Raw genomic sequence first — 12,887 nt, 5'->3', positions numbered from 1 at the left:
GCCATCTTAGCTTAGGCGGCCCACCGCATTTCAAGGTTGTGCCGCCTTGTCGCCATAGAGATACGCCGCCTGGTACTGCGGCAGCTTGTCGGCTACCGCCGCCACCGCCTTGTCTATCCGTTCCCGCAAGGCAGGGTCCAGCTTGGGGCTGAAGGCCGGGTGGAGCACGGTAGGCGGCACCGGCAGCTTGAGTATCCGTACCGCCTCACCGCTGCGCAGGCTGAAGTAGCGTGGGCTGAAGACATCGTAGAAGAAAGCGGCATCCACCCGCCCCAGCCGCAGCTTGCCCAGGTTGGCGGTCTCCCAGTTCGGCACGCCGGTGCGCTCCAGGGTAATACCTGGGGAGAGCAGCATATCGGGCTGGGTGCCGCCCACGTTGTAGGCAATGGTCAGACCGCGCAGCTGCTCGGCCGAACGGATCGCGTCCAGGCTGGAGTCAGGACGCACCACGATGCAAGGCTCGAAGCGGGCGACAATGCTGCTGCCAAAAAGCACCTGCTTCTCACGCTCGGCCCTGCGCACCAGGATGGGCGTCAGCTGCAGCCGGCCGGTGCGCATGTCTTCCAACATCCGCGCCACCGTGGTCGGCGCCTGCCACTGCAAGGTCACCCCGGCGCGCGGCGCCACTTCGCGGTCGTAGAAGTCGACCAGGGCGCCCTGCACCCGTCCGTCCTGGCCCACAAACACCCAGGGCGAGACATTGAACACCCCCACCTGCAGCGTCTCGGCAGCCACCGGGAGAGCACACAGCAGTGGCAACAAGCGCAGCAGAAAAGGCACGGCAGGCACTCCTTAGCGGAATGCCTGCAGTGTAGGACATGCCACCCCGGGGTGCCGGAGCGGCCAAAGGCCTGATCAGATCAGGTCAGATCGCCTCGGTGCGCAGCAGCAGCCAGTCGCGCGCCTTGCCTTCCACCAGCGGCAGCAGACGCTCGCGCACGGTGGCATGGTAGTCGTTGAGCCAGGCAAGCTCGTCGGCACGCATCAGTTCGCGGTCCACGCAGCGGGTATCGATCGGGCACAGCGTCAGTGTCTCGAAGGCCAGGAACTCACCAAACTCGCTGGTACCAGCCGGCACGTTGAGCAGCAGGTTCTCGATCCGCACACCCCAGCGACCCGGTTTGTAGATACCCGGCTCGTTGGAAGTGATCATGCCCGGTTCCATGGCGGTCTGCGGCTCGGCCGGCGTATGCGGCGAGATCGACTGCGGGCCTTCGTGCACGTTCAGAAAGTAACCTACACCGTGGCCGGTACCGTGGCCATAGTCCACATTGGCAGCCCAGATCGGCGCCCGTGCCAGGCTATCGAGCAGGGGGCTGCGGGTACCGCGCGGGAAGCGCGCCATAGAGAGCGCGATCATGCCCTTGAGCACCAGGGTGAAGTCACGCTTCTGCTCCGCACTCACCTGGCCGATGGCGACCACGCGGGTGATATCGGTCGTGCCGCCGTGGTACTGGCCGCCCGAGTCGATCAGCAACAGGCCGTCGCCCTCGATCACCGAGTGGCTGGCCTCGGTGGCACGGTAGTGCGGCATGGCGCCATTGCCGTTGAAGCCGGCGATGGTGGCAAAGCTGGGGCAGACAAAACCTGGCCTGCGCGCCCGGGCGGCGGTGATCTGCTCGTCTATGGTCAACTCGGTAATACGTTCGCGACCCAGGGCACCTTCCAACCAGCTGAAGAATTCGGCCAGCGCGGCGCCGTCCTGCGCCATGGCTTCACGCACAAAGGCTGCCTCGGCATCGAGTTTGCGCGACTTGGCGAAAGTCGAGGGGTTGATCGCCTCGATCACCTTGACCGCAGCCGGTACCGCCTGGCGCAGGCCCAGGGTGATGCGGCGCGGGTCCAGCAGCAGACGGGCGCTTGCCGGCAGTGCCGCCAATGCCGCGGCAGCCTCGGCATAGGCCGCCACGCGCACGCCGTCGGCCGCCAGCTTGGCGGCCAGGGTGGCATCGACCTTGCCCTCGGCCACGAACAGGGTGGCACCGGAGAGCCCGACCAGCGCGTGGCCCACGAATACCGGGTTGTAGTTCACATCGGCACCGCGCAGATTGAAGAGCCAGGCGAGGTCGTCGAGGGTGGAGACGAAGTGCCAGTCCGCGCCCAGCTTGCCCATCTCGGCCCGCACCAAGGCCAGCTTCTCAGCCCGGTTGACGATGGCATGCGGCGCCTCGTGCTGGTAGATGGCCGCGGCCGGCAGACCGGGGCGGTCAGCCCAGACCTTCTCCAGGAGGTCCAGCTCGGTACGCAGCTTGACGCCCTTGCCATCCAGCGCCGCCTGCAGGGCACGCGCCCCCGCCAGGCCCAGCACTGCCCCGTCCACGCCCACACTGGCACCGGCGGCCACATTGCCTGCCAGCCAGTCCAGGTGGGCCGGGCTGCTGGCAACTGCAATCTTCACCAGCGCAATACCCGAACCGGCCAGCTCGGCCTCGGCCTGGGTCCAGTAACGGCTATCCACCCACAGACCGGCAAAGTCCGCCGTCACCACCAGGGTGCCGACCGAGCCATGAAAGCCGGTCAGCCAGCGACGGCCCTGCCAGCGGCTGGGCAGGTATTCGGACAGATGCGGGTCGGCCGAGGGGACGATATAGGCAGCCAGCCCTTCGGCCTGCATGGCCTCACGCAAAGCGGCAATACGGGGGACGACGGGATTGTGTGCGGGCGCGTTCATGGACGGTTTCCTGCAAGGTGGATGGCAAAACGCCCGCGGTCAGGCCGCGGGCGCTAGATAGTCAGGCTCGCACCGCCAAATGGCGGTTGGCAGCTTGGACTGTAGGCGGCCGTACCCGTGCCGCATAGATACAGAATCGGCACGGGTATATAGGTTCAGCCTGATCATTAGGACATCGTTGAAAAGGCCGCCTACTCGCGTCAGCGAGGCTCCCTCGCGACGGCGAGGGCGGGGGGAGAGGGATAAATCAGCGAGAAACGGTTGATTTCACACCACCCTAAAACGCCCGGGTTTCCCGGGCGGGGCTGCAATATCATGAGGCCCGCTTATCGGCCTACTTCCAGTAACTTTTTCAGATAGTGGCCGGTATGGCTCTTGGGGTTGGCCGCCACATCCTCCGGCGTGCCGGTGGCAATGATCTGGCCACCGCCGGCGCCGCCCTCGGGGCCAAGGTCGATCAGCCAGTCCGCCACCTTGATCACGTCGAGGTTGTGCTCGATCACCACCACGCTGTTGCCATGCTCGGTCAGGCGCTGCAGCACGGTCAGCAGCAGGTCGATGTCGTGGAAGTGCAGACCGGTGGTCGGCTCGTCCAGGATATACAGGGTACGGCCGGTATCTCGCTTGGAGAGCTCCAGCGCCAGCTTGACGCGCTGCGCCTCGCCGCCCGACAACGTGGTCGCGCTCTGTCCCAGGCGGATATAGCTCAGACCCACGTCGATCAGCGTCTGCAGCTTGCGGGCGATCACCGGCACGGCGTCGAAGAACTCGCGCGCATGCTCCACGGTCATCTCCAGCACCTCGGTGATGTTCTTGCCCTTGTACTGCACCTCCAGCGTCTCGCGGTTGTAGCGCTTGCCATGGCAGACGTCGCAAGGCACGTAAACATCCGGCAGGAAGTGCATCTCCACCTTGATCACGCCATCACCCTGGCAGGCCTCGCAGCGGCCACCCTTGACGTTGAAGCTGAAGCGGCCCGGACCATAACCACGCTCGCGCGAGGCCGGCACGCCGGCATAGAGGTCGCGGATAGGCGTAAACAGGCCGGTATAGGTGGCCGGGTTGGAACGCGGGGTACGACCGATCGGTGACTGGTCGACGTTGATCACCTTGTCGAACTGATCAAGGCCGACAATCTCGTCGTGCGGCGCCGGCTCGGCATTGCTGCCATAGATGCTGCGGGCCGCCGCAGCGTAAAGCGTATCGTTGATCAGGGTGGATTTGCCCGAGCCCGACACACCGGTGATGCAGACCAGGAGGCCCAGCGGCAGGGCCAGGTCCACACCCTTGAGGTTGTTGCCGCGCGCCCCCTTGAGCGTCAGCCAGCGGTCCACCTGCGGCTCGCGGCGCTTTTCCGGGATGGCGATCTTGCGCTTGCCGGAGAGGAACTGGCCGGTGATGGAGTTGGGGTTGGCCATGATCTCGTCCGGCCGACCCACGCCCAGCACCTCGCCGCCGTGCTCACCGGCACCGGGGCCCATGTCCACCAGGCAGTCGGCCGCGCGGATGGCATCCTCGTCATGCTCCACCACGATCACGCTGTTACCGAGGTCGCGCAGCCGCATCAAGGTCGCCAAGAGGCGGTCGTTGTCGCGCTGGTGCAGGCCGATGCTGGGCTCGTCGAGCACATACATCACCCCGGTCAGGCCGGAACCGATCTGCGACGCCAGCCGGATACGCTGCGCCTCGCCACCCGAGAGGGTATCGGCCGAACGATCCAGCGACAGGTAGTCGAGGCCGACGTTGACCAGGAAGCCCAGGCGGTCGCCGATCTCCTTGATGATCTTCTCGGCGATCTGCGCCTTGTTGCCCTGCAGCTCCAGCTCGGCGAAGAAGCGGCTGGAATCGCGCAGCGCCAGCTGGCTCAGTTCGAACACATTCTTGCCGGCCACCTTCACATGGCGGGCTTCCAGCCGCAACCGGGCGCCCTGGCAGCTCGGGCAGGGCTGGTTGTTGAGGTATTTGGCCAGCTCTTCGCGCACCGTGACCGAATCGGTCTCACGGTAGCGGCGCTCCAGGTTGGGGATGATGCCCTCGAAGGGATGGGCCCGCTCGAACTTGGCACCACGCTCGTTGAGGTAGGTAAAGGCAATCTCCTCCTTGCCCGAGCCCTGCAGCACCACACTCTGCACCTCTTCGCTCAGGCTGTCCCAGGTGGCGTCCACATCGAAACCATAATGCCCGGCCAGGCCCTGCAACATCTGGAAGTAGAACTGGTTGCGCTTGTCCCAACCCTTGATCGCCCCAGCCGCCAGGCTCAGGTGCGGGAAGGCCGCCACCCGCTTGGGGTCGAAGAACTGGATCGCGCCCAGACCATCGCACTTGGGGCAGGCGCCCATGGGGTTGTTGAAGGAAAACAGCCGCGGCTCCAGTTCCGGTAGCGAGTAGCTGCACACCGGGCAGGCAAACTTGGCCGAGAACCAGTGTTCCTTGCCACCATCCATCTCCAGCGCAATCGCCCGGCCATCGGCATGGCGCAGCGCGGTCTCAAAGCTCTCCGCCAGGCGCTGCTTGAGGTCGCCACGTACCTTGAGCCGATCCACCACCACGTCGATGGTGTGCTTCTTGTTCTTGTCGAGCTTGGGAATCGCGTCGATCTCGTAGACCTCGCCGTCCACCCGCACCCGCACAAAGCCTTGCGCCCGGAGCTCGTCAAAGAGATCCAGGTTCTCGCCCTTCTTGCCCATGATCACCGGTGCCAGGATCATCAGCTTGGTGTCTTCCGGCAGGCCCAGCACATGGTCCACCATCTGGCTCACGGTCTGCGACTCCAGCGGCTGGCCGTGGTCCGGGCAGTAGGGCGTACCCACCCGCGCGAACAAGAGGCGCAGGTAGTCATGGATCTCGGTCACCGTACCCACGGTCGAACGCGGGTTGTGGCTGGTGGCTTTCTGTTCGATCGAGATCGCCGGGCTCAGGCCCTCGATCAGGTCCACGTCCGGCTTTTCCATCAGCTGCAGGAACTGCCGCGCATAGGCCGACAACGATTCCACGTAGCGGCGCTGGCCCTCGGCATAGAGCGTATCAAAGGCGAGCGAGGACTTGCCCGAGCCGCTCAGGCCGGTGATCACCACCAGTTGGTGCCGCGGCAGGTCGATGTTCACATTCTTGAGGTTGTGGGTCCGTGCGCCGCGGATGCGGATCAGGTTGTTCGGGTCGATCGGGCGATAGCTCATGGCCGGGGTCTGTTCACTTTGGTCAGGCGTGCACAAGGTCGGGCGCTGGGCCCAGGCCGTGCCGGGATTGCGGCGGAGCGGGAACGGCCCAGGGGTAGGAGGCCGAGCGCGGTTCCGGAAAAAAGCGATCGATGAGTTTACCGGAGTTTGCGGAACAAAGCGTGTCCCACCAGTGACTTATCCCTACTCCCTGGCGGGGCTTTAGTTGCCAGGGTTTGGTAGAATCCCGCCTTTCGCGCTTCAGCCCTTACGCATGTCCCCTCTAGAACTCCGTGCTTCCGCCAGCCTCGCGGGCCTCTATGCCTTGCGCCTGCTGGGTTTGTTCCTGGTTATGCCGGTCTTCGTGCTCTACGCCAGCCATCTGGCGGGCGGCGAGAACCACACCCTGGTCGGGCTCGCCTTCGGTGTCTTCGGCATCACCCAGGCCCTCTTGCAGTTGCCGCTGGGCATGCTGTCCGACCGTATCGGCCGCAAACCGGTCATCTACGGCGGCCTCTTGGTCCTGGCCCTGGGCAGCATCGTCTGCGCCCAGGCCGACAGCCTGATGGGGATGCTGATCGGGCGCGCCCTGCAAGGTGCCGGCGCCATCTCCGCCGCCATCACCGCGCTCCTGGCCGACCTGACCCGCGAGGAAAACCGTACCAAGGCCATGGCCATGGTCGGTGGCAGCATAGGCATCACCTTCGCCGTCTCCCTGGTGGCTGCCCCGGCCATCGCCGGCGTGATCGGCCTCTCGGGCATCTTCTACCTGATAGGCGGGCTCGCCATCGCCGCCATGGTCGGCGTCTGGCAGATCATCCCCGACCCCTCGCAAAGCCGCTTCCATTCCGACGCCGAGGCCAACCCCAAGCGCCTGGGCGCCGTGCTGCGGGACCCGCAGCTGCAGCGCCTCAACTATGGCGTGTTTGCCCTGCACGCCGCCCAGATGGCGCTGTTCGCCACCCTGCCGCTGACCCTGGTCAAGACCGCCGGCCTCGCCTCCAGCGAGCACTGGAAGGTCTACCTGCCGGTCATGGCCATCGGCTTTGTGCTCATGGTGCCGGCGGTGATCGTGGGCGAGACCCGCAACAAGCTCAAGCAGGTGTTCACCGGAGCCGTGGCACTCATGCTGCTGGCCCAGCTCGGCATGGCCGGCAGCTCCGGCACGCTCACCCATATCGTGCTCTGGCTGGGCGTGTACTTCATCGCCTTCAATGTGCTGGAAGCCACCCAGCCCAGCCTGATCAGCAAGATCGCCCCGGCCGACGCCAAGGGCACCGCGATGGGCGTCTACAACACCACCCAGTCGCTGGGCTTCGCAGTCGGCTCCAGCGTGGGCGCCGCGCTGTACCAGTGGGGCGGTGCGCTACCGGTACACCTCTTTTGCGCCGCCCTGATCGCGGTGTGGTTATTGGTCACCTTGGGCCTTAAACCCCCGCTGCCGGTGCGCACCATGATGTACCATATCGACGAATCCCGACTGGCCGACAGCGCTGCCCTGGCCCGCCAACTGGCGCAACTGGCTGGCGTCAAGGAAGCCGTCGTCATCGCCGAGGAAGGCGTGGCCTACCTCAAGGTCCTGCGCGAAGGCTGGGACGAGGCCGGCGCCCAGGCGCTGCTGGCCAGTGGTGGCTAGATCAGAACTTAGCAAACAAATTTGGTAGTCCGGGAGTCAGCCCGGCGCAATGAATGAGTGTCGGGCGTGTGCCCGACCGACAAGTGGAGAATATTTAATGGCATCGCTCAACAAAGTCCTGCTGATCGGCAATCTGGGCCGCGACCCCGAAATGCGCTACATGCCGGACGGCTCGGCCATCTGCAACTTCAGCATCGCCACCACCGAGACCTGGAAAGACAAGAACAGCGGCCAGAAGCAGGAAAAGACCGAGTGGCACAACATCACCATGTACCGCCGCCTGGCCGAGATCGCTGGCCAGTACCTGAAGAAGGGTAGCTCGGTCTATATCGAAGGCCGCCTGCAGACCCGCAAGTGGCAGGACAAGAACACCGGCCAGGACCGCTACACCACCGAGATCATCGCCGACGAAATGAAGATGCTGGGCGGCCGCAGCGGCAGCATGGGTGGCGGCGAATATGACCAGACCCCGCCGAGCTATGGCGACAGCGCCCCGGCAGCCCGCGGCGGCAACCAGGGCGGCAGCGCCCCTGCCGGTGGCGGCCAGCAACGTCCTGCCCCGCAAAAGCCGCAGAGCTTCGACGACTTCGAGGACGACATCCCGTTCTGATCCCCAGCGGCATCACCTGCCCCGACACAAAGGCCCCGGCTCAACGGGGCCTTTGTCATTTTGCTTCCGCCACCTAGTGCCTGTTCGAAACTCGGCGCAGCCGTTGTGGCATCCCCGTACAGGCGGTAGCAGGGCACCCGCGCGCCGGCCACAACGGCTGAAAAGCCAGAAGCGTTTGTCATGGATGTCTCGGCAGGCAAGGCAGCGAAGGGGCGGGCATTCGACCACGGCACGACCTGCCAAGGTGTTCCCGACAAGCGGCAATACCCGTACCGCTACCGTCATACCCATTTGCTCAGCCCCGGCAACACGCCACCAGCCTTGCTGGCAATCGGCGACAAGACCAGCAAACGCTAGCTGATTCCGCTCTTCTGCCCTATCCCCGAGCGAAATTTAGTCCATGTTTTGCCATATACAATAGGCAAAAATTCAGACGAACGGGCGATCCTTGATACCCAGGCAAAGCCTGTTGCACCCGCCGGGATATGGTCTAACGTGGAAGTACCGGTAGACCGGAAACGCGCCCCGCCAGGCCCCCTGGTGCGAGACCTGCGAATAAGAATTGCAATGCCGCTGCTGAGGCGGAGGAAATAGTGATGAGGCTACACTCGCCACGGGTAACCGTTGACGCTCGTCGTCGCGATGACCATCTGCACTCGACTCGACGAGAAAGTCAGTTCGCGTCCCGCCAGCCTCTCAAGCGTGCTGGTCACCGACCGCTTGCCTGTCTGCCCATAGATCACAGCGCCCCGCGGCGTGTCCCCCCTCGCCTGGCACCTGCCTCAAACCTTCCCGCCCCTGTCCGGCAGCGGTCCCGGGGGGTGCGATGCTGCTGACCCAGCCTACCCGCAGCCTGTCCGACAACGGCGATTGGGATACTGCCCGGCCGTTTCGCTTACTTGCCGTCGACGATGAAAGCAACATCCTGGCGGCATTGCGCCGACTCTTCCGCACCCAGGGTTACGAGCTGCTGACAGCCGACAGCGGCAAGGCCGCGCTCGCCCTGCTGGAGCAGGAGCCCGTCGACCTGGTGATCTCCGACATGCGGATGCCCGAAATGAACGGGGCGCAGTTCCTGACCGAGGTGAAGCGGCGCTGGCCCGACACCATCCGGATATTGTTGACCGGCTATGCCGAAATCAGCTCAACCATCGAAGCCATCAACAAGGCCCAGATCCATCGCTACATCGCCAAGCCATGGGATGAGCAGGACCTGCTTGACACCCTCCGCCAGGCGCTGGAAGTCAAGCGACTGCAGCGGGACAACGCGACGCTCGACAGCCAGCTTCAGCGCCGCAACGAAGAGCTTTCCGTCTTGAACGCTAGCCTGGAGAACAAGGTACAGGAACGGACTCTGGCCTTGGAACAGGCGATGCTGCTGGTTGAGGAGGCGAACGAACAGCTGAAGAAGAGCTTCCTCACCTCCATCCGGGTTTTTTCCAATCTGATCGAGCTGCGCGAGGGAAAGCTGGCCGGGCACGGGCGACGGGTCACGGAACTCAGTCGGCAGGTGGGCAAAAAACTCGGGCTGACGGAAGCGGAACTGCAAGACCTGACCATCGCCTCGCTGCTGCACGACGTCGGCAAGCTGGGCCTGCCAGACGGTCTGCTGGACAAACCCTTTGCGTCGCTCACGCCAGAGGAGCGCTCGCTCTACATCAAGCATCCCATCAAGGGCCAAACCGCCCTGATGGCGCTGGACAGCCTGGAACAGGCCGCCGCCATCATCCGCAGCCATCATGAGCGGCACGACGGCCTGGGCTACCCGGAACAGCTGTCTGGCGAGAGCATTCCGCTGGGTGCCCGGATACTTGCGCTGGTCAACGACTATGACGGACTGCTGAACGGCACCCTACTGCCAAGGAAATTCACCCGCGACGAGGCAATGAAGGCAATTCGCGACGGCAGCGGACGGCGCTATCACCCGACGGTGGTGGAGGCCTTCCAGTCCATCGAGGACGAACCCGTCGCCGACGACGCGACCGAAGCCTGCATCTCCAGCATGTCTCTGGAGATCGGCATGGTCCTGGCACGCGATCTACTCAGCCCCGCCGGTACCTTGCTGCTCGCGCACGACTACGTATTGACCCAGCGCGCGATCGACCGGATTCAACAATTCGAGGAGGTGGAAGGATGCCGCCTCGAATGCTTTGTGCAACTGATACCGGAGACAGCGCCATCATGACTCGCCTGCTGCTCGTCGATGATGAGCCCAACGTCCTGGCGGCCCTGAAGCGCTGTCTGTCAGTGCGTGACGAATTCGACAGCCGCGAATGCGACTATCAGTTCAGCGCGTACACCAACCCGCACGAAGCACTGCAGATCGCAGAACAGCAGCCTTTCGACCTCGTGATCTCGGACTACCGTATGCCGCAGATGGATGGCGTACGTTTCCTGACCGAACTACGGCTGCTGCAGCCCGATTGCATCAGCCTGATCCTCTCGGGCATGACCGACCTGGAAGGATTGATCAGGGCGATCAATCTTGCCGGCATCTACCGCTTCGTCAACAAACCCTGGAATGACATGGAGTTGCGGGCCTGCGTCTCCGGTGCCCTGGCGCAGCAGCGCCTCACCCAGGAAAACCAGCGGATGGCCGACGAACTACGCTTGCTGCGTTCACGTTCCACCGAACAGGAGCGCGAACTGGCGCGGCTGGAACGCGAGCACCCCGGCATCACCCGGGTGCGCTGGGGGCCGGACGGCTCGGTACTGTTCGAGTGATACGCACCGGCCCACCCACATTGCCGTCCACAGCCACCTCGGGAGCGTAGGAATGGATACGACACCGCGGAATTTTGAGGTGCTTTCCGAAAATCCGGCTTCGCCAGGCCAGGTCCGTCTGATCACCAGACTGGCGCTCCTGTCGCTGTTGCTCTTTCTTGCCTGCTGGCCGCTGGCCAAAACGCCGCTGCCCAAGATCTGGCCCTTCATACCCATCTACGAAACGGCACTGATCCTCAACGACCTGTTCACCGTCCTGCTGCTGACCGGGCAGTTCCTGGCGGTCCGCAGCCCGGCCTTGGCGGTGCTGCTCTACGGCTATCTGTTTACCGCGACCATGGCGGCTGTCCATTTGCTGAGCTTCCCGGGCCTGTTCTCGGCATCCGGGCTGCTCGGCGCGGGACCGCAGACCACCGCCTGGCTCTATATGTTCTGGCACGCGGGATTCCCGCTCGCCGTATTGGCCTACGCCTATTGCAAGGAGCACGCTCCAGCACCACTCAGCCCCCGCTTCATGGCGATCGGTACCCTGAGCGTACTCGCCCTGGTCGCCGGATTGTCATTGCTGGCAACCTGGGGCCAGGCCGCATTGCCCGCAGTCATGCAGGGCAATCACTACACCCCGAGCATGCAGTTCGTCGTCGGCACGGTCTGGGCCATGAGCTTGCTCGCGCTGCTGGCATTGATCGCTCGCTGGCGCAAAGCCAAGGCGACCACGCTGGATGCCTGGCTGGGATTGGTGATGTGCGCCTGGGTATTCGACATCGCACTCTCGGCCATGCTCAACGCCGGGCGCTTCGACTTGGGTTTCTACGCCGGACGTATCTACGGCCTGCTGGCCGCCACTTTCATCCTGGCGGTGCTGATGCTGGAAAACGGCCGGCTTCTCCGCCAATTGCTGCTCTCCAGGCACGGCGAAATGCAGAAATCTGCTGAGCTGGTCGCAGCCAATAAAGAGCTCGAAAGCTTCAGCTATTCGGTCTCTCACGACCTGCGCGCCCCTTTGCGTGCCATCGACGGCTTCGCGGGCATGTTGATGCGGCGTGCGGGAGCGCGCCTGGACAACGAGGATTTGCGCCTGCTCAACGTCGTCCGCGACAACAGCAAGATCATGGGGCAGTTGATCGACGACCTGCTCGCTTTTTCCAGGCTGGGGCGCCAGGAACTCACGCGTAGCGAGATCGACGTCACGCTGTTGGTGCAGGAGGTATGGAAGGGCGTGAGCGAGCCATTCGCCGGCGAACTGGTACTCAACGACCTGCCCCGTGCCAGGGGAGATCGCGCCCTGCTCAAACAGGTCTGGATCAACCTTCTGTCCAACGCCGTCAAATACAGCAGTGGCGCCACGGCCCCTCGCATCGAAGTCGGCGGTCGAGACGAGGGCGGGCATTGTCGCTATTGGGTACGTGACAACGGGGCCGGGTTCGACATGCGCTACGTCGGCAAGCTGTTTGGCGTATTCCAGCGGCTGCACAGTGCCGAGGAGTTCCCGGGAACCGGAGTGGGGTTGGCCATCGTAGCCAGGGTAGTCCTGCGTCATGACGGCAAAGTCTGGGCCGAAGGCGCGCTTGGCCAGGGCGCCACCTTTCACTTCAGCCTACCCAATCAAACCCCGACGGAAATGGCCGCGCAAGGGCGACTGTATGGACACCTTGCCAATTGCTGACGTTTTGCTGGTGGAAGACAGCCCAGCCGATGCGGAGATGACGCTGACCACCCTAAGGGCGCAGCGGACTGACAGCTGCGTCGAGTGGGTGAGAGACGGGGAAATCGCGTTGGACTACCTGTATTGCCAGGGAATCTACCTGACCCGGCAAGCCGTACTCCCGAAGCTCGTGCTGCTGGACCTGAAGCTGCCCAAGGTAGATGGCCTGGAAGTACTGCGGCGCATGAAACAAGACGGCCTTTTGCGCGCCGTGCCGGTCGTCGTCCTGACCTCCTCCGCGACCGAGGAGGACATGGTCCGCTGCTACGCGCTTGGCGTGAACAGCTATGTCGTCAAGCCCGTCAGCTTCGACCAGTTTCATTTAGAGATCGGCAAGCTTGGCATCTATTGGCTGCTGGTCAACAAGACCCACTATGCCCGCTGAC

General features: G+C 64.0%; 10 protein-coding genes. 7 read left to right on the top strand and 3 right to left on the bottom strand.

What is annotated here, in order from left to right; all coding sequences use genetic code 11:
• Nucleotides 1–30 precede the first annotated feature (30 nt).
• The 3 genes from VIM95_RS21370 to uvrA form a co-directional block, all read right to left on the bottom strand.
• Nucleotides 31–780: a substrate-binding periplasmic protein gene (locus VIM95_RS21370; RefSeq protein ID WP_331989789.1), complete on the bottom strand. Its 750-nt coding sequence runs from the start codon at nt 778–780 to the stop codon at nt 31–33.
• Between the two features lie 85 nt (nt 781–865).
• Nucleotides 866–2,671, bottom strand: a complete 1,806-nt coding sequence (locus VIM95_RS21365) for an aminopeptidase P family protein (protein WP_331989787.1) — start codon at nt 2,669–2,671, stop codon at nt 866–868.
• Nucleotides 2,672–2,997: 326 nt separating this feature from the next.
• Nucleotides 2,998–5,847, bottom strand: a complete 2,850-nt coding sequence (gene uvrA / locus VIM95_RS21360) for an excinuclease ABC subunit UvrA (RefSeq protein ID WP_331989785.1) — start codon at nt 5,845–5,847, stop codon at nt 2,998–3,000.
• A 253-nt stretch (nt 5,848–6,100) separates the two neighbouring features.
• On the opposite strand from uvrA, the gene VIM95_RS21355 reads away from it, so the two are divergent.
• The 7 genes from VIM95_RS21355 to VIM95_RS21325 all read left to right on the top strand — a co-directional run bounded on the left by VIM95_RS21355 (nt 6,101) and on the right by VIM95_RS21325 (nt 12,886).
• Complete coding sequence (locus tag VIM95_RS21355; RefSeq protein ID WP_331989783.1) at nt 6,101–7,462, top strand: MFS transporter; 1,362 nt, start codon at nt 6,101–6,103, stop codon at nt 7,460–7,462.
• A 97-nt stretch (nt 7,463–7,559) separates the two neighbouring features.
• Nucleotides 7,560–8,072, top strand: coding sequence for a single-stranded DNA-binding protein (locus VIM95_RS21350; RefSeq protein WP_331989781.1), 513 nt, complete (start codon nt 7,560–7,562; stop codon nt 8,070–8,072).
• A gap of 180 nt (nt 8,073–8,252) precedes the next feature.
• Entirely contained in the window at nt 8,253–8,429 is a 177-nt protein-coding gene (locus VIM95_RS21345) for a hypothetical protein (RefSeq protein WP_331989779.1), read from the top strand.
• A gap of 469 nt (nt 8,430–8,898) precedes the next feature.
• Nucleotides 8,899–10,257, top strand: a complete 1,359-nt coding sequence (locus tag VIM95_RS21340; RefSeq protein ID WP_331989777.1) for an HD domain-containing phosphohydrolase — start codon at nt 8,899–8,901, stop codon at nt 10,255–10,257.
• Entirely contained in the window at nt 10,254–10,796 is a 543-nt protein-coding gene (locus VIM95_RS21335) for a response regulator (RefSeq protein WP_331989775.1), read from the top strand. Before VIM95_RS21340 ends, VIM95_RS21335 begins: the two co-directional genes overlap by 4 nt.
• 52 nt (nt 10,797–10,848) lie before the next feature.
• Entirely contained in the window at nt 10,849–12,462 is a 1,614-nt protein-coding gene (locus VIM95_RS21330; protein WP_331989773.1) for an MASE4 domain-containing protein, read from the top strand.
• Nucleotides 12,440–12,886 carry a response regulator gene (locus VIM95_RS21325; protein ID WP_331989771.1) on the top strand — a complete coding sequence of 149 codons (447 nt, stop codon included), beginning with the start codon at nt 12,440–12,442 and terminating at the stop codon, nt 12,884–12,886. The genes VIM95_RS21330 and VIM95_RS21325 overlap by 23 nt, the downstream gene beginning before the upstream one ends.
• Nucleotide 12,887 lies beyond the last annotated feature (1 nt).

The organism is Chitinimonas sp., from assembly GCF_036568685.1.
GTDB lineage: Bacteria > Pseudomonadota > Gammaproteobacteria > Burkholderiales > Chitinimonadaceae > Chitinimonas.
The sequence above is the reverse complement of the archived record's forward strand: the minus strand, read 5'-3'. Positions and strand labels throughout refer to the sequence as shown.

Coding starts and splice junctions, on each gene's coding strand:
- VIM95_RS21365 (WP_331989787.1), bottom strand. CDS start 2,671: ATGAACGCGCCCGCACACAATCCCGTCGTCCCCCGTATTGCCGCTTTG.
- uvrA (WP_331989785.1), bottom strand. CDS start 5,847: ATGAGCTATCGCCCGATCGACCCGAACAACCTGATCCGCATCCGCGGC.
- VIM95_RS21355 (WP_331989783.1), top strand. CDS start 6,101: ATGTCCCCTCTAGAACTCCGTGCTTCCGCCAGCCTCGCGGGCCTCTAT.
- VIM95_RS21350 (WP_331989781.1), top strand. CDS start 7,560: ATGGCATCGCTCAACAAAGTCCTGCTGATCGGCAATCTGGGCCGCGAC.
- VIM95_RS21345 (WP_331989779.1), top strand. CDS start 8,253: ATGGATGTCTCGGCAGGCAAGGCAGCGAAGGGGCGGGCATTCGACCAC.
- VIM95_RS21340 (WP_331989777.1), top strand. CDS start 8,899: ATGCTGCTGACCCAGCCTACCCGCAGCCTGTCCGACAACGGCGATTGG.
- VIM95_RS21335 (WP_331989775.1), top strand. CDS start 10,254: ATGACTCGCCTGCTGCTCGTCGATGATGAGCCCAACGTCCTGGCGGCC.
- VIM95_RS21330 (WP_331989773.1), top strand. CDS start 10,849: ATGGATACGACACCGCGGAATTTTGAGGTGCTTTCCGAAAATCCGGCT.
- VIM95_RS21325 (WP_331989771.1), top strand. CDS start 12,440: ATGGACACCTTGCCAATTGCTGACGTTTTGCTGGTGGAAGACAGCCCA.